We start from the raw sequence: 15,899 nt of genomic DNA on the forward strand, positions 1-15,899 counted from the left end.
CACCATGGACGTCGCCCCGTCGCGCCGCCCCGGGCGGGCCCGCACCTGGCTGGCCGCGCTCGCCGCGGTCGCCCTCCTCGCCGGCCTCGGCGCCCTCGCCGCGTACCGCACGCTGCGCCCCGCCGAGGTGGTCACGCTGGCGCAGGGCCCGTACCCGAGCGGCCCCGGCCGGCCCACCCAGCTCTACGGGCGGCTGGCCAACGCACCGCTGTTCATCGGCACCGACCTGCGGGTGTACGCCGACAAGTTCCAGGTCAAGGCCGACGGGCCGGCGCACACCCGGTACCAGACCAGCCCGTACTGGGCGCTGCGCCGCTGGCCACAGCAGGTCCTCGGCGTCGTCGCCACCGACCGGCTGGCGGTGACCCGCTGGTCCGACGGCCTGCTGACGGCGACCGACCTGCGCACCGGCGCGCTGCGCTGGCGCACCCCCGGCCCGGCCGCGCCCGCCGGCGCGGGGTACACCGGCCGGCGCGACGGCGCCACCACCGTGTACACCCCGGCGGGGATGCACGCGACCGCGGACACGATCGTGGTCGCCGGCGCCACCGAGACGATGGCGCTGGACCACGCGGGCGCGGTCCGCTGGCGCCGGCCGGGCGACCGGTGCCTGCTGGACGCGTTCACCACGACCGGGGAGCTGCTGGCCGTGATCCGCGGCTGCGGCCCGGCGACGATCGAGTACGCGGACCCGCGGACGGGCGCCCGGGTCGGCACCTGGCGCGCGGAGCGGGAGGGGGCGGTCGTCACGCCGCTGGGCTGCGGCCCGGCCCGCGGCGGCTGCCTCGGCGTCCGGATCGTCACCCCGCCGGAACCGCCCGCCCTCACCCCGTCGCCCGCCCGCCCGGCGCGCCCGCCCGCCCGCCCATCCGGCGCCGCGGCACCGACCGCCCGCCCGGCGGGCGGCGCCCCGCCGGTCGTGCCGCCACCGCCGGTGCCGGGGGCGCCGACGACCGCCGCCTGGCTGCTCACCGCCCCCGCCCGCCCCGGCGCCGTACCCCGGCCGGTCCGCGCGCCGGGCCTGGACGCCGACGGCGCGATGCCGATCGGCCGCCCCGACGGCTCGGTGCTCGCCGCGACCGTCGCCGACGGCGCCGCCGTGGTCAGCGGCGCGGTCGACGGCCGGCCGCGCTGGCGCTGGCGCGGCCCGACCGCGCCGGTCCCGCCGGCCGCCGACCTGGCCGCGCTGCTCGGCCTGCCCGCCCCGGCGGTGCCGCCGGTCGGGCCGCGCGGGGTCGACCCGTCGGCGCCGGCGGTCCGGCACCTGCTGACCGCGTACGGCGACAGCCTCTACGTGAGCACGGCCGCCGGCCGCGCCGCGGAGCTGGACCTGCGCACGGGCGCGCTGCTGGCCGGCATCACGCTGGACAAGTCGCTGCACCCGGACGACTGGGTCCCCGGCTTCGCCGTCGGCGGGCCGCACCTGGTCGTGTTCGAGCAGCTCCGGGCCGGCGCGTCGGCCAGCCCGGACGACGACGAGTACTACCTGACCGGCGAGCCGGTGATCATCGCCGGCCCGTTCTACGACCGGCGGGACCACGAGCTGAAGTAGCTACCGGCGGCCGATCGTCAGCGTCGGCGTGCTGGTCGCGGCGAAGAAGTCGTTGCCCTTGTCGTCCACGACGATGAAGGCGGGGAAGTCCTCGACCTCGATCCGCCAGACCGCCTCCATGCCCAGCTCGGGGTACTCCAGCACCTCGACCCGCTTGATGCAGTCCCGGGCCAGCCGGGCGGCCGGGCCGCCGATCGAGCCGAGGTAGAAGCCGCCGTGCTCGCGGCAGGCGCGGGTGACCTGCGCCGACCGGTTGCCCTTGGCCAGCATGACCAGCGAGCCGCCGGCGGCCTGGAACTTCTCGACGTACGAGTCCATCCGGCCGGCCGTGGTCGGGCCGAACGAGCCGGACGCGTACCCCTCCGGGGTCTTCGCCGGGCCGGCGTAGTAGACGGCGTGGTCGCGCAGGTACGCCGGCATCGGCGCGCCCGCGTCGAGCTGCTCGGCGATCTTCGCGTGGGCGATGTCGCGGGCCACGACGAGCGGGCCGGTGAGCGAGAGCCGGGTCTTGACCGGGTACCGGGACAGCTCCGCCCGGATCTCCGCCATCGGCCGGTTCAGGTCCACCCGGACGACCTCGCCGCCGTCGAGCGCGGCGTCGGTGACGTCCGGCAGGTACCGGGCCGGGTCGGTCGCCAGCTTCTCCAGCCAGACCCCCGACGGGGTGATCTTGGCGACGGCCTGCCGGTCGGCCGAGCAGGACACGGCGATCGCCACCGGGCAGGACGCGCCGTGCCGGGGCAGCCGGACCACCCGCACGTCGTGGCAGAAGTACCGCCCGCCGAACTGCGCCCCGATGCCGAACTCCCGGGTCAGCTCCAGCACCTGCTCCTCCAGTTCGAGGTCGCGGAAGCCGTGCGCGGTCATGTCGCCCGCGGTGGGCAGCGCGTCGAGGTACTTGGCCGAGGCGTACTTGGCGGTCTTCAGCGCGAACTCCGCGCTGGTCCCGCCGACGACGATCGCCAGGTGGTACGGCGGGCACGCGGCCGTGCCGATCAGCCGCAGCTTCTCCTCCAGGAACTGCATCATCCGGGTGGGGTTCAGCAGGGCCTTGGTCTCCTGGTACAGGTACGACTTGTTCGCCGACCCGCCGCCCTTGGCCATGAACAGGAACTTGTACGCGTCGGCCACCCCGCCCGGGTCCTCGGCGTACAGCTCGACCTGGGCCGGCAGGTTGCTGCCGGTGTTCCGCTCGTCCCACATGGTCAGCGGGGCGAGCTGCGAGTAGCGCAGGTTCAGCTTCGTGTAGGCGGCGTGCACGCCGCGGGCGATGGCCTCCTCGTCCCGCCCGTCGGTGAGCACGTGCCGGCCGCGCTTGCCCATGACGATCGCGGTACCGGTGTCCTGGCACATCGGCAGCACCCCGCCGGCGGCGATGTTCGCGTTGCGCAGCAGGTCCAGCGCGACGAACCTGTCGTTGGCGCTGGCCGCCGGGTCGTCCAGGATGGCCCGGAGCTGGGCCAGGTGCGCCGGGCGCAGGAAGTGCGCGATGTCGTGCATGGCCTCGGCGGTGAGCTGGGTGAGCGCCGCCGGCTCGACCGTCAGGAACCGGCGCCCGCCCGGCCCCTCGACCACGTCGACGCCCTCGTCGGTGATCAGCCGGTACTCGGTGGTGTCGGCACCCAGCGGCAGCAGCGGGGCGTGGGCGAATGCGGCGGCGCTCATAACGTGCCAGCTTAAGCCCGGCCGGTCGCGGCGCCGCAGCGGCGGGCGGGCGCGGCCGCGCCGGGCCGGGGTCAGCGCGGGGCGAACCGGGCGTACCCGATGTCGGCGCCGCTCAGCAGGACCAGCCCGGCCGGGCCCACCGCCACCACCTTCGCCGTCGAGCCGGTGCTGAGCAGTTCGGCGCCGGTCTCCGGGCGCAGCGCGGTGATCCGCTCGCCGGCCCGGTCCACCACCAGCGCCGCGGCCGGGGTCAGCGCGACCTGCGCCCGGTCCGGCAGCCGCCGCTGCCAGGCCCGCGCGCCCGCGCCGAAGGCCACCCCGCGCAGCCCGCCGCCGCCGACCACCAGCGCCCGCCGGCTGTCCACCCCGGCCACCCGCTCGCCCCGGTCGGCCGCGCGCCAGAGCGTGCGCCCGTCGTACGCGTCGACCAGCAGCTCGCGCCCGCCCGGGTCCACCCCGACCAGCACGCTCTCGCCGCCGCTCGGGTCGTCGCGCTGGACGCAGCCGCGGCGGACCGTGCGCAGGTTCAGCTCCGGGCGGGCCCACGCCTCGGCCTGGGTACCGGGGTCGGTGGCCGCCACGTCGAACCAGCAGCCGCCGTCGCGCGCCTCCGCCCGGATCCGCAGCACCCGGCCGCCGGCGACGACGACCCGCTGGTCGGCCGCGGGCGGGGCCTCCTGGCGCAGCGCGCCGGCGGCGGTGTCCACGACGTACACCGTGTCGCCCACCGGGAAGCCCAGCACCGGCGGCAGCGGCGCCGGGCCGGCGGCAGCGGCCGGCACCGCCGGGGCGGCCAGCGGCCGGGCGCCGGGCAGCGGCGGGTTGTCGGCGAACAGCACGAAGTCCGGGCTCGGCAGCGGCACCCGCCAGCGCGGTCGGCTGCCCCGCGGCGCCCACGCGGTCAGCGCGCAGTCGCCCGCGGCGGCGCAGCCGAGGTCCAGCACCGCGTCCCGGTACGTCCACACCGCCGCCGCCCGCTTCTCCTCGCGCAGCGCCCGGCCGGTGCCGGGGTCGAGCACCCGGTACCCCTCGGTCAGCAGCTCGCCGGTGACCACCACGGCGGACCGGCCGTCCCCGGCGACGGCGGACCAGTCGGCGTCGGTCCTCCACCGCCGCCGCCCGTCGGCGAGCGCCCGGGCCTCGGTGAAGTCGCGGTGCTCGGCGACCAGCACGTCCCCGGCGAGCGTCACGGTGTGCGGGGTGCCGCCCAGCCGCTGCTGCCAGGCCAGCCCGGCGTCGGCGAGCGGGCGGCTCGCGTGGACGAGCCGCCAGAGCGGGGCGAGCGGGTTCCACACGCCGGTGGCGGCGAGCACGATCAGCACGACCGCGCTGAGCGCCAGCCAGCGCGCGATCCCGGCGTTGTCGCGGCGGGGCACGCGTGCACGGTAGTGGCGCCGCGCCCGCGCCGCGGGTCAGCCCGGTTGTTCCGTGTCGTACCGATTGAGGGGTTTATGGGGCAGCCGGCAAAGCGGGGCCGCGGGGGCGCCCCAGCAGGGACAATGTAGGGGGCCCGGCTCGCGGGCCGGCTCACCGATGGGTACCAGCCAGTGAACGTGACCTCGCTGCTCACCACGCTCGTCGCGCTCCCCGCGGTGGCGATCCTGGTGCGCGCGGCCGTCCTGTGGCTGCGCCGGCGGGACCCGATCGACGGGCAGATCGCCCTGCTGTTCGTCCCCGACCTGGTGTTCCTCGTCGCCGACCTGCTCTGGTACGCCACCGGCCGCACCGACCTGACCGGCCCGGTCGCGGCGCTCGCGCTGGCCCGGGCGTACCAGACGCTGCGGATCGCCGGGCTGCTGCGGCCGACGGCGCGCTGGCTGGAGGGCGCGGCGCTGGCGGCGGTGCTGCTGCTGTCCGTGCCGATGGCCGCCGTCGACCGGCCGGTCCCGCCCGCGGTCGGCATCCCGTACGCGGCCTGCTTCGTCGCCATCGAGGTCGCCGCCGCCCGGCTGTTCGCCGCCGAGGCCCGGCACCGCCGCGGCACGCCGGCCGTCCGGCTGCGGGTGGCCGCGGCCGCCACGCTGCTGTTCGCCGGGGCACCGCTGCTCGCCGTCGTCGGCACCCGGGCCGGGCTGATCACCGACGACGGCGCCAACCACCACCTCGCGCTGACCGGGCCGGGGGTGGCCGTGCTGGTGGCGTACGAGAGCTGCCTGGTGCTGTCCGCGCTCGGCTACCTGGTGGCGTTCGTACCGCCGCGCTGGCTGCGCGAGGTGTGGGCGACCCGGGCGGCGAACGTCGTCGGCGAGCGCCTGCTGGACGCCCCGCCGACCGAGGCGGCGGAGCGGCTGTGGCGCCGGTACGCCGGGGTGGTCCGCGACGTGACCAGCGCGGACGCCGTCGTGGTGCTGCTCCGCGACCCGGCCGGCGCGCTCTGCCGGGCCGGCGCCGCCGGCACCGACTGGGCCCCGCCGCCCGGCCTGCCCGCGGGCGCGCTCGACGCGCTGCTGGGGCTGCGCCAGCCGGTCGCCGTCGGCGCCGCCCGCGGCGCGGCCAGCCGGCACGCCGGCGGGCCGCTGCTCGCCGACCTCGCCGCCGGGCCGGGCGCCGGGCTGCTGCTCACCGCCGTACCGCTGCCGCCGCCCCGGCTGGCCGGCGGCGCGCTGGTCATCGCGAACCGGACCCGCGGCCTGTTCGCCGGGGACGACCTGAAGCTGGTCGCCCGGATCGCCGTGCTGTGCGGGGTGCTGGCCGAGCGCAGCGCGGTGCTCGCCGACCGGGAGGCCGCGCTGGCCGAGCAGCGCCGGCTGGGCGCCGAGCTGGCGGCGTCGGTCCGGGCGCTGACCCGGGCGGACAACGCCAAGCGGGACTTCCTCGCCGCGATGAGCCACGAGCTGCGCACCCCGCTGAACGCGATCATCGGCTTCTCCGACCTGATGCGGGCCGACCTCGCCCCGGACGACCCGCACGCCGCGTGGATCGGGCACGTGCACACCAGCGGCCGGCACCTGCTCGCCCTGATCAACGAGCTGCTGGACCTGTCCAGGGTCGAGTCCGGGACGATGGAGCTGGACCCGGCCGACATCCGGCTGGACCGGCTCGTCCGGGACCTGGTCAGCTCGCTCGGCCCGCTGCTGGATCCCAAGCGGCTGCGGGTGGCGGTCGAGGTGCCGCCGATGCTGGTCCGGGTGGACCCGGTGCGGTTCCGGCAGATCCTGGAGAACCTGCTGGCCAACGCGATCCGGTACACCCCGGAGCGGGGTCGGATCACCGTCGCGGCCGGCGCCGCCGGGCCGGACCTCACGGTGGCGGTCAGCGACACCGGCGTCGGCATCGCCGAGGCCGACCTGGACCTGATCTTCGACCCGTTCGCCCGGGTGGGGGCCGCGGGGGAGCGGTCCGGCGGGACGGGGCTGGGGCTCGCGGTGGTGCACCGGATCGTCCGGGCGCACGGCGGCGACATCGCGGTGGCGTCGGTGCCGGGGGCGGGCAGCACGTTCACGGTCACGGTGCCGGGCGCGGCGCTCGGCCCGGCCGCGCCGGACCCGCCGCCGGCGCCGGGCGGGGTCGCCGCGGGCCTGGCCGCGGGCCCCGACGGCGGCTGCTGACGGGGCACTTCAGTGGGTGGGCGGCTCGGTCGGCGGGCGGGGCGCGGTGGCGGCGTGCACCAGCGGCAGGGTGCGCAGCGGGATCCGCTCGGCCAGCGCGATGAACGTCGAGGCCCGGACGATCCCGTCGTACCCGACCACCTGGTCGATCACCCGCTGCAGATCGGCGTTGGTCCGGGCGACGATGCGGCAGAGCAGGTCCCCGGCGCCGGAGATGGTGTACGCCTCCAGCACCTCGGGGATGTCCCGCAGGTGGTCGGCGACGGCCCGGTGGCCGTACCGCTGGCGGATCTCCAGCGTGACGAAGGCCATCACCCGGAAGCCCAGCGCCGCCGGGTCGATCTCCGGGCCGAGCCCGCGGATGACCCCGCGCGCCTGCAACTTGTCCAGCCGGGCCTGGGCCGTACCGCGGGCCACGCCGAGCCGGCGGGACAGCTCCAGCACCCCGATCCGCGGCTCGGCGGTGAGCAGATCGATGAGTCGGGCGTCGAGCGCATCGAGCGACATCGGGGACCTCCGGGGGCGGGCCGGCCCGGCATGTCGCGTCGGGCTGGACAGATTGTCCAGCATACTCGGGGTTCCGGTTGTCGTTCCGTACAAGCTGACCAGCTCGGAAGAGGTCAGTTGCCCAGTTGCGGGCGAGCGGGGCATTCTCGGACTCTCCACCGCCACAGGGAAGGGGTCATCGACTATGACCGATCTCACGACCGATCTCGACGCCGAGGTCAACGTCGACGATCTCGTCGGCGCCGTCGCGCACGACATCTCCGCGGACCCGTTCCCGATCAAGGGCTGGGACCACGTCCGCTTCTACGTGGGCAACGCCAAGCAGGCCGCGCACTACTACTCGACCGCGTTCGGCATGACGCTGGTCGCCTACCGCGGCCCGGAGCAGGGGCACCGGGACCACGCCGAGTACGTGCTCACCTCCGGCGGCGTGCGGTTCGTCCTGGCCGGCGGCGTGCACGCCGGCGCCGAGGCCACCCAGCACTACGCCCGGCACGGCGACGGCGTCATCGAGATCGCGCTGGAGGTGCCGGACGTCGACAAGAACTACGCGTTCGCCATCGCGCAGGGCGCCACGGGCATCCAGGAGCCGACCGACCACAAGGACGAGTACGGCACGGTCCGGACCGCGTCGATCGCGACGTACGGCGAGACCCGGCACGTCCTCGTCGACCGCTCCGGCTACACCGGCCCGTTCCTGCCCGGCTTCGTCGCCCGGCAGCCGCTGGTGGCCAAGGCCCCCGGCGCGCCGAAGCGGTTCTTCCAGGCGGTCGACCACATCGTCGGCAACGTCGAGCTGGGCAAGATGGACGAGTGGGTGTCCTTCTACAACCGGGTCATGGGCTTCATCAACATGGCCGAGTTCGTCGGCGACGACATCGCCACCGACTACTCGGCGCTGATGAGCAAGGTCGTGGCCTCGGGTACCCGGAAGGTCAAGTTCCCGCTCAACGAGCCGGCGGTCGCCAAGAAGAAGTCGCAGATCGACGAGTACCTCGAGTTCTACGGCGGCCCGGGCGCCCAGCACATCGCGCTGGCCACCAACGACATCCTGGCCAGCGTCGACGCGATGCGGGCCGCGGGCGTGGAGTTCCTGGCCACCCCGGACTCGTACTACGACGACCCGGAGCTGCGCGAGCGCATCGGCAAGGTCCGGGTCCCGGTCGAGGAGCTGAAGAAGCGCAAGATCCTGGTGGACCGGGACGAGGACGGCTACCTGCTCCAGATCTTCACCAAGCCGCAGCAGGACCGCCCGACGGTCTTCTACGAGCTGATCGAGCGGCACGGCTCGCTGGGCTTCGGCAAGGGCAACTTCAAGGCCCTGTTCGAGGCGATCGAACGCGAGCAGGAGCAGCGCGGCAACCTGTAAGACTGTCGGGGTGACGAACCCTGACGAACACGGCGAAACGGGCTCGGCCGGTCCTCCGGCCGAGCCCAGCGCCGCCCCGGACCCGCCGCCCGCCGCCCCGGCCCCGGCCCCGGTTGAGCCGACCACGGTCGACGCGGCTCCGGTCGCCTCGGCTCCGGTTGACCCGGCGCCGGCCGGCGCGGCGGTGGTGGAGGAGCGGCGGCTGGCCTCCTTCGGCAGCCGGCTGGCCGCCTTCATCCTCGACGCCACGATCGGCGTCCTGCTGCTCGGCCTCGGCCCGCTCGCCGGCGCGGTCGGCTCGTCGAACACCGGCGAGGGCCCGACCATCTCGCCCGGCGGGCTGGCGGTCTCGCTCGGCACGGCCGGACTGCTCCAGTACCTGTACTTCGTCGAGCTGGTCGTCCGGCAGGGCCGCACGCTCGGCAAGCGGACCTGCGGCGTGGCGATCGTGCCGGTGGAGCCCGGCGCGCGGCTGCGCCGCTCGACGCTGCTGATCCGCTGGGCGACGCAGTGGCTGCCGGCGCTGTGCGTGCCGGCCTGGGTGCTGCTCGACGGGCTGTGGCAGCTCGGGGATCATACGTACCGGCAGTGCCTGCACGACAGGGCGGCGAGGACGATCGTGGTGAGGGTGAGCGCATGACGGAACCGACGGACCCACCCGGCCGGGCGACCCCGCCCGTCGCCGCCCCGACCCCGCCCGCCCCGCCGCCGACCGCTCCCGACCCCGCCGCGCGCCCGGCGGCCGAGGCGCCGGCCGCCGCCGACGTGCCGCCCGGCGGTCCCGCCGGGTACCCGGCGCCGCAGCACGCCGGCCACGGCGCGCCACCCGCCGCCGCACCGCATCCCGGCGCGGCGCCGTACCCCGGCGCCCCGGCCCACCTCGCCGCGCCGTACCCCGGTGCGCCGTACCCCGGTGGCCCGGTGGCGGCGCCGCCCGCGCTGACTCCCGGTGGGCAGCCGCTCGCCGGCTTCGGCATCCGGCTGGGCGCGTACCTGCTGGACGGCCTGATCCTCGGCCTCGCCTCGCTGGTCGTCGCGCTGCCGCTGATGCTGCTGGCGTTCGGCGCCGTGGCGGTCCTCAGCGACGCCGACGCCGAGCCGGAGCCGGCGGTCGTCGTCCCGCTCGTCCTGCTCGGGTACGCCGTGCTGTTCGCGCTGATGTTCGGCCTGTCCTGGGTGTACCACGTGGAGCTGGTCCGCCGGACCGGGCAGACGCTCGGCAAGCGGCTCTGCGGGATCCGGATCGTCCCGCTCGACCCGCGCGTGCCGCTGACCCGCGGCATGCTCGGCCTGCGCTGGTTGATCGCGACGCTGCCCGGGGTCGTCGTGCCGTTCTGGAACCTGCTGGACGGCCTGTGGCAGCTCTGGGACAAGCCGTACCAGCAGTGCCTGCACGACAAGGTCGCCCGCACCGCCGTGGTCGTGGACCCGCGATGAGCCTGCCCCCCGGCTGGTACCCCGACCCCGCCGACCGCAGCACCCAGCGGTACTGGGACGGCGAGGGCTGGCTCGGCGCGCCGCTGCCCGTCGCCGCCACCCCGCCCCCCGGCCCGCCCCCGGCGGACCCGCCCGCGACCCCGGACGGCCCGGCCGCCGGCGGCGGCTGGCTCACCGGCCCGCCGCCCGCGCCCGCCACCCAGCCGAGCCCCGGCCCGCCGCCGGGATCCGGCGCCCCGCCGGCCGCGGGCCCCGGCGCCCCGACCGGCGCGGTGGGCGGGCCCGGCGGAGCCCACCAGAACCCCTCGGCCGCATGGCCGGACCACCAGGGCGCGCCCCGGCCCGGCCCCGCCAACCCCGGCCACCCCGCACCCGCCGACCCCGGCCACCCCGCATCCGGCGGCCCCGACCACCCGGTGCCCGGCGGCGTCCCGACCGGCCTGCCCGGACCCGGCCAGCCCGGCCACGGCCAGCCCGGCCCGTACCCCGGCGTCCCGGCGTACCGCGGCCCGCTGCCGCCCGCGATCGTGCACGGCCTCCCCGTCGCGCCGCTCGGCGCCCGGTTCGTCGCCCGGGTGATCGACGTCGGCGCCGTCGGCATGCTCGCGCTCGTCGTCAACTCCTGGTTCCTGTACCGGGCCGGCGAGCTGCTCATCCCCATCTGGCGCGAGGTGATCGCCGCCTCCCAGCGCGGCGACGTCTACCGTGCGCCGCCGCCGCCCGAGCTGGACACGTACCTGATGCTGATCCTCGGCATCACCACCGCGCTGTGGGCGGCGTACGAGATCCCGGCGCTCGCCTTCGGCAACCGCACGCTCGGCAAGCGGCTGGCCGGCATCCAGGTGGTCCGGCTCGACCGGGCCGGCCCGATCGGCGTCGGCCGCGCGCTCCTGCGCTGGAACCCGCTCGGCCTCGCCACCCTCCTCTGGTGCTGCGGCTGCCTCGGCCCGGTGCTGCAGTTCATCGACTGCGTCGCCGTGCTGTACAACCGCCCGCTGCGCCAGGCCCTGCACGACCGGGCCGCCATGACCGTGGTCGTGGCGACCCCGCGCACGCCCGCCGCCGGTGACCCTGCCGGCGCCCGTCCGACCGGAGACACCCCATGACGAAGTTGACCCGACCCGACCTCGACGCCCTGCCGAACTACGTCCCCGGCCGCAGCCCGGCCGACCTGGCCCGCGAGCTGGGGCTGCCCGAGGCGATCAAGCTGGCCTCGAACGAGGTCCCGTACGGCCCGCTGCCCGGCGTGGTCGACGCGGTCGCCGGGGCGGCGGCCACCGCGCACCGGTACCCGGACATGGGCGTGCTCGCGCTGCGCGACGCGCTGGCCCAGCGGTACGGCGTCGACCCCGGCCGCGTCGCGACCGGCTGCGGCTCGGTGGCGCTGGCCGAGACGCTGGTTCGGGCCACCTGCCTGCCCGGCGACGAGGTGGTCTTCGCGTGGCGGTCGTTCGAGGCGTACCCGATCATCGCCGCCACCTCCGGCGCGACCGCGGTCCGGGTGCCGAACACCGCCGCGCACGCCCACGACCTCGACGCGATGGCCGCGGCGATCACCCCGCAGACCCGGCTGGTGCTGGTCTGCAACCCGAACAACCCGACCGGTACGGCCGTCCGCCGCGAGGAGCTGGACCGCTTCCTCGCCGCGGTCCCGGACGACGTCCTGGTGGTGCTGGACGAGGCGTACCGGGAGTTCGTCACCGACGCCGACGTCCCCGACGGCCTCACCTACGCCGACCGCCCGAACATCGTGGTGCTGCGCACGCTCAGCAAGGCGTGGGGCCTGGCCGGGCTGCGGATGGGCTTCCTGATAGCCCAGCCGGAGGTGGCCGCCGCCGTCCGCAAGGTGGTGACGCCGTTCTCGGCCAGCTCGACCGCGCAGGCCGCCGCGCTGGCCGCGCTGGCGCAGGCCGACGAGATGCGCCGCCGCTGCGACCTGGTCATCGCCGAGCGGGAGCGGCTGCTGGAGCGCAGCCGCAAGCTGCTGCCGGACGTACCGGAGACCCAGGCCAACTTCGTCTGGCTGCCGCTGCGCGACCGGGCGGTCGAGTTCGCGAAGTCGTGCGAGGCCAAGGGCGTGATCGTCCGGCCGTTCGCCGGCGACGGCGTCCGGGTCACGGTGGGCACGCCGGCGGAGAACGACGCGTTCCTGGCCGTCGCGGAGTCGGTGCTCTGAGCCCGCGCACCGGCCGCGGGCGGCGCCGCCCGCGGCCGGTTCCGGCGCCAGCGACGTGGGTCGATTCACACTCGTTGACACAGCGTCACTCGGCGCCATAGTCTGATCGGCGATATCCATCAAGACCGGCTTAGGGACAGGCCCGATGACGCCGGGGCAGCCGCCGTCGAGGTAACTCGACGGAATGGTGCCAAATCCTGCGGGGACCTTCGTCGGGTCCGCCGGTAGATGGATCGCTGGAGACGACGGCCGTCAGGCTGCCCGCCGCCAGTCGATGCGTACCTGGTATCACCGCAGCGTTTGGTTTCCGCCCCGCCGGGTGTGGCCCCTGAGCCCCCGGCCAGGCGGAGTGATCCAGGATGAACGCCACCACCGCACCGACCCCGGCGCCGCGCACGGCCGCCCGGCGGGTCGCGTTCGCGGCGTCCCTGGAACTGCGGCACGCCGGCCGCCGCACCCTCACGATCCGCGCCGAGCAGGTCGGCCGCGCCGACGCCCCCGCCGTGATCGTCGCCGGCGGCATCTCCGCCCACCGGCACGCCGCCGCCAGCCCCGAGCACCCCGAGCCCGGCTGGTGGGACGCCCAGGTCGGCCCCGGCCGCGCGCTGGACCCCGACCGGTACCGGGTGGTCGCGATGGACTGGCTCGGCGGCGACGGCGCGCTGGAAGCCCCCGTGGACAGCGCCGACCAGGCCGACGCGCTGGCCCTGGCCTGTACCGAGCTGGGCGTCGACCGGGTCGCCGCGTTCGTCGGCAGCTCGTACGGCGCGATGACCGGCCTCCAGTTCGCCGCCCGGCACGGCCACCGGCTCGACCGGCTGGTCGCGATCAGCGGCGCCCACCGCCCGCACCCGTACGCCAGCGCGCTGCGCGCCGTCCAGCGGCAGGTCGTCGAGCTGGGCGCGGCCGGCGGGCGGGCCGGCGAGGGCCTGGCCCTGGCCCGGCAGCTCGCCATGCTGACGTACCGCACGCCGGCCGAGTTCGCCGCCCGGTTCGCCGACCCGGTCGCGCTGGTCGACGGGCACGCCCGGGCCGCCTCGGCGGACTACCTGGAGCACTGCGGGTCCAAGTACGTCCGGCACACCTCGCCCGCGGCGTTCCGATGTCTCTCCGAGTCGATCGACCTGCACGCCGTCGACCCCGCCGCCGTCCGCACGCCGACCGTCCTCGTCGCCGTGGAGGAGGACCAGCTCGTCCCGCCCGCCCTCGTCGCCGAACTCGCCGACCGGCTGCCCGCCCCGGTCCACTTCTCCCGGATCAGCTCGCTGACCGGCCACGACGCCTTTCTCACCGAACCCGACCGGATCGGCGCGATCCTGCGCGCCGCGCTCACTGGAGGTCCCGCATGACCGAGCTGTCCCCGACCACCCGCGCCGTGCGGGCCGGGATCGACACCGACCCGACGTACGGGGCCGTGGTGCCGCCGATGGTGCTCTCCAGCAACTTCAGCTTCGCCGGGTTCGACGACAAGCGCACGTACGACTACACCCGCAGCGGCAACCCGACCCGGGACCTGCTCGCCGACGCGCTGTCCGCGCTGGAGGGCGGCGCCGGCGGCGTGATCACCGCGACCGGCATGGGCGCGATCACCACCGTGCTGCACGCGCTGCTGAGCCCCGGCGACACGCTGGTCGTCCCGCACGACTGCTACGGCGGGAGCTGGCGGCTGTTCGACGCGCTGACCCGCAAGGGCCTGTTCCACCTGGTCACCGTCGACTTCACCGACCCGGACGCGGTCGCCCGCGCGCTGGCCGCGGAGCCGACCGTGGTGTGGCTGGAGACGCCGTCGAACCCGCTGCTGCGGATCACCGACATCCGGGCCGTGGCCGCCGCCGCGCACGAGGCCGGGGCGACCGTGGTCGCCGACAACACGTTCCTGTCCCCGGCGCTGGCCCAGCCGCTCGCGCTCGGCGCCGACCTGGTCGTGCACTCGACCACGAAGTACATCAACGGCCACAGCGACGTCGTCGGGGGCGCGATCATCGCCGGCTGTACCGAGCTGGCCGAGCGGATGGCCTGGTGGGCCAACTGCCTCGGCGTGACGGGCAGCCCCTTCGACGCGTACCTGACCAGCCGCGGCCTGCGCACCCTGCCGGCCCGGATGCGGGTGCACCAGGAGAACGCCGCCGCCGTCGCCGCGGCGCTCACCGACCACCCCGCCGTCGCGGCCGTGCACTGGCCCGGCCTGCCGAGCCACCCCGGCCACGCGATCGCCAAGGAGCAGTACCGCGGCTTCGGCGCCATCGTCAGCGTCGAGCTGGCCGGCGGCGTGGACGCAGTCCGCGCGTTCCTGGACGGCCTGCACTGCTTCACCCTGGCCGAGTCCCTCGGCGGCGTGGAGAGCCTGGTCGCCCACCCGGCCACCATGACGCACGCCGCGATGTCCCCGGAGGCCCGCGCGGTCGCCGGTATCGGCGACGGCCTGCTGCGGCTGTCCGTCGGCATCGAGGACGCCGCCGACCTGATCAACGACCTGGTGGCCGCCCTGGACCGCGCCGGCACCGCCCTCGTCGACAGCGCCCCGGCCGCGGCCCCCGCCGCCGCGCTGGCGGCGGCCCGGTGAGCAGTCTGGTCGAGGCACCCCGTACGACCGCGGCGCCGGTGACCACGGGCGTGGTCCTGCTCGGCACGGGCGTCGTCGGCACCGCGTTCCTGGACCGGCTGCACCGGCTGCGCCGCAAGGGCATCGGCACCGGCCTGCGGCTGGTCCAGGTGGCGAACTCCCGCCGCCGGATCGCCGCGGCCGCCGGCCTGGACCCGCGGACGGTCGCCCAGCGGCTGCCCGAGGGCCGGGTACAGCGGCTGGACAGCGTCGCCTCGGCGCTCGGCGCGTCGGGCGTGGTCGTCGACGCGACGGCCAGCGAGGAGGTCGCGAGCTGGCACGCCCGCTGGCTGCGCTCCGGGCTGGCCATCGCCACCGCCAACAAGGCGGGAATCGGCGCCGACCTGAACCGGTACCGGTCCATCGACGCGCACGCCGCCCGGTACGGCGCCGCCGCCACGGTCGGCGCCGGCCTGCCGCTGCTGCGCGCGCTGGACCGGCTGCGCGGCGGCGGCGACCGCATCCACGGCCTCGCCGGAGTGCTGTCCGGGTCGCTGGCCTGGCTGCTCGACGCGTACGACGGCCGGCGCTCCTTCGCCGACCTGGTCCGCGAGGCGCGCGCGCTCGGCTACGCCGAGCCGGACCCGCGGGTGGACCTGTCCGGCGTGGACGTCCAGCGCAAGCTGCTGATCCTGGCCCGCCGCTCGGGCACGGCGCTGGCCGCCGACGCCGTCCGGGTGGAGTCGCTGCTGCCGCCGGCGCTGGCCGCCGCCGACCCGGCCGGGGTCGACGCGGCGCTGGGCGCGCTGGACGCCCCGATGGCCGCCCGGTACGCCGCGGCGGCCGCGGGCGGCCGCACCCTGCGGTACGTCGCCCGGCTGGCCCCGGACGGCGGCGCGAGCGTCGGCCTGGAGGCGCTGGCCGCGGGCGACCCGCTGGCCGGCGGGGGCGGCTGCGACAACCGGGTGACGATCACCAGCGACCGGTACCCCGACCGCCCGCTGGTCATCCAGGGACCGGGCGCGGGCGCGGAGGTGACGGCGGCGGCGCTGCTGGACGACGTCCTGCGCCTGGCCGGCCCGCGCGCCTGACCGCTCCCGACG

13 protein-coding genes and 1 riboswitch are annotated in these 15,899 nt (G+C 76.5%); of the genes, 10 read left to right on the plus strand and 3 right to left on the minus strand.

Annotated features, from left to right (window positions below):
* Nucleotides 1-4 precede the first annotated feature (4 nt).
* Complete coding sequence (locus tag IEY94_RS14790) at nucleotides 5-1,552, plus strand: hypothetical protein (protein ID WP_189170758.1); 1,548 nt, start codon at nucleotides 5-7, stop codon at nucleotides 1,550-1,552.
* Here IEY94_RS14790 and IEY94_RS14795 read toward each other — a convergent pair whose 3' ends face one another.
* Both IEY94_RS14795 and IEY94_RS14800 read right to left on the minus strand, forming a co-directional pair.
* Nucleotides 1,553-3,217 (minus strand): fumarate hydratase, encoded by a 1,665-nt coding sequence (locus tag IEY94_RS14795; RefSeq protein WP_189170759.1) that lies wholly within the window; start codon nucleotides 3,215-3,217, stop codon nucleotides 1,553-1,555.
* A 71-nt stretch (nucleotides 3,218-3,288) separates the two neighbouring features.
* Nucleotides 3,289-4,593 (minus strand): PQQ-binding-like beta-propeller repeat protein, encoded by a 1,305-nt coding sequence (locus IEY94_RS14800; RefSeq protein ID WP_189170760.1) that lies wholly within the window; start codon nucleotides 4,591-4,593, stop codon nucleotides 3,289-3,291.
* A gap of 171 nt (nucleotides 4,594-4,764) precedes the next feature.
* On the opposite strand from IEY94_RS14800, the gene IEY94_RS14805 reads away from it, so the two are divergent.
* Nucleotides 4,765-6,765: a sensor histidine kinase gene (locus IEY94_RS14805; protein WP_189170761.1), complete on the plus strand. Its 2,001-nt coding sequence runs from the start codon at nucleotides 4,765-4,767 to the stop codon at nucleotides 6,763-6,765.
* Nucleotides 6,766-6,774: 9 nt separating this feature from the next.
* Here IEY94_RS14805 and IEY94_RS14810 read toward each other — a convergent pair whose 3' ends face one another.
* Nucleotides 6,775-7,272: an Lrp/AsnC family transcriptional regulator gene (locus tag IEY94_RS14810; RefSeq protein WP_229783915.1), complete on the minus strand. Its 498-nt coding sequence runs from the start codon at nucleotides 7,270-7,272 to the stop codon at nucleotides 6,775-6,777.
* 184 nt (nucleotides 7,273-7,456) lie between these two features.
* Here IEY94_RS14810 and hppD point away from each other — a divergent pair, with 184 nt between their 5' ends.
* From hppD to IEY94_RS14850, 8 genes are all read left to right on the plus strand, one after another.
* Entirely contained in the window at nucleotides 7,457-8,641 is a 1,185-nt protein-coding gene (gene hppD / locus IEY94_RS14815) for a 4-hydroxyphenylpyruvate dioxygenase (protein ID WP_189170763.1), read from the plus strand.
* A 10-nt stretch (nucleotides 8,642-8,651) separates the two neighbouring features.
* Nucleotides 8,652-9,281 (plus strand): RDD family protein, encoded by a 630-nt coding sequence (locus IEY94_RS14820; RefSeq protein WP_189170764.1) that lies wholly within the window; start codon nucleotides 8,652-8,654, stop codon nucleotides 9,279-9,281.
* Entirely contained in the window at nucleotides 9,278-10,078 is an 801-nt protein-coding gene (locus IEY94_RS14825; RefSeq protein WP_189170765.1) for an RDD family protein, read from the plus strand. Before IEY94_RS14820 ends, IEY94_RS14825 begins: the two co-directional genes overlap by 4 nt.
* On the plus strand, nucleotides 10,075-11,184 hold the full coding sequence (locus IEY94_RS14830) for an RDD family protein (RefSeq protein ID WP_189170766.1): 1,110 nt from the start codon (nucleotides 10,075-10,077) through the stop codon (nucleotides 11,182-11,184). Before IEY94_RS14825 ends, IEY94_RS14830 begins: the two co-directional genes overlap by 4 nt.
* Nucleotides 11,181-12,254 (plus strand): histidinol-phosphate transaminase, encoded by a 1,074-nt coding sequence (gene hisC / locus IEY94_RS14835; protein ID WP_189170767.1) that lies wholly within the window; start codon nucleotides 11,181-11,183, stop codon nucleotides 12,252-12,254. The genes IEY94_RS14830 and hisC overlap by 4 nt, the downstream gene beginning before the upstream one ends.
* Before the next feature lie 113 nt (nucleotides 12,255-12,367).
* Nucleotides 12,368-12,489, plus strand: a riboswitch (SAM riboswitch).
* A 124-nt stretch (nucleotides 12,490-12,613) separates the two neighbouring features.
* Nucleotides 12,614-13,603 carry a homoserine O-succinyltransferase MetX gene (gene metX / locus IEY94_RS14840; RefSeq protein ID WP_189170768.1) on the plus strand — a complete coding sequence of 330 codons (990 nt, stop codon included), beginning with the start codon at nucleotides 12,614-12,616 and terminating at the stop codon, nucleotides 13,601-13,603.
* Nucleotides 13,600-14,817 carry a cystathionine gamma-synthase gene (metB, locus tag IEY94_RS14845; protein ID WP_189170769.1) on the plus strand — a complete coding sequence of 406 codons (1,218 nt, stop codon included), beginning with the start codon at nucleotides 13,600-13,602 and terminating at the stop codon, nucleotides 14,815-14,817. Before metX ends, metB begins: the two co-directional genes overlap by 4 nt.
* Nucleotides 14,814-15,887: a homoserine dehydrogenase family protein gene (locus IEY94_RS14850; RefSeq protein ID WP_229783918.1), complete on the plus strand. Its 1,074-nt coding sequence runs from the start codon at nucleotides 14,814-14,816 to the stop codon at nucleotides 15,885-15,887. The genes metB and IEY94_RS14850 overlap by 4 nt, the downstream gene beginning before the upstream one ends.
* The last annotated feature ends 12 nt before the right edge of the window (nucleotides 15,888-15,899 follow it).

Origin of the sequence: Pilimelia anulata (genome assembly GCF_014647895.1) — a bacterium.
Taxonomy (GTDB): domain Bacteria; phylum Actinomycetota; class Actinomycetes; order Mycobacteriales; family Micromonosporaceae; genus Pilimelia; species Pilimelia anulata.

What these genes read in the sequence shown, in the direction of transcription:
- IEY94_RS14790 (WP_189170758.1), top strand. Translation starts at nt 5, where the DNA reads ATGGACGTCGCCCCGTCGCGCCGCCCCGGGCGGGCCCGCACCTGGCTG.
- hppD (WP_189170763.1), top strand. Translation starts at nt 7,457, where the DNA reads ATGACCGATCTCACGACCGATCTCGACGCCGAGGTCAACGTCGACGAT.
- metX (WP_189170768.1), top strand. Translation starts at nt 12,614, where the DNA reads ATGAACGCCACCACCGCACCGACCCCGGCGCCGCGCACGGCCGCCCGG.
- IEY94_RS14830 (WP_189170766.1), top strand. Translation starts at nt 10,075, where the DNA reads ATGAGCCTGCCCCCCGGCTGGTACCCCGACCCCGCCGACCGCAGCACC.
- metB (WP_189170769.1), top strand. Translation starts at nt 13,600, where the DNA reads ATGACCGAGCTGTCCCCGACCACCCGCGCCGTGCGGGCCGGGATCGAC.
- IEY94_RS14810 (WP_229783915.1), bottom strand. Translation starts at nt 7,272, where the DNA reads ATGTCGCTCGATGCGCTCGACGCCCGACTCATCGATCTGCTCACCGCC.
- hisC (WP_189170767.1), top strand. Translation starts at nt 11,181, where the DNA reads ATGACGAAGTTGACCCGACCCGACCTCGACGCCCTGCCGAACTACGTC.
- IEY94_RS14825 (WP_189170765.1), top strand. Translation starts at nt 9,278, where the DNA reads ATGACGGAACCGACGGACCCACCCGGCCGGGCGACCCCGCCCGTCGCC.
- IEY94_RS14795 (WP_189170759.1), bottom strand. Translation starts at nt 3,217, where the DNA reads ATGAGCGCCGCCGCATTCGCCCACGCCCCGCTGCTGCCGCTGGGTGCC.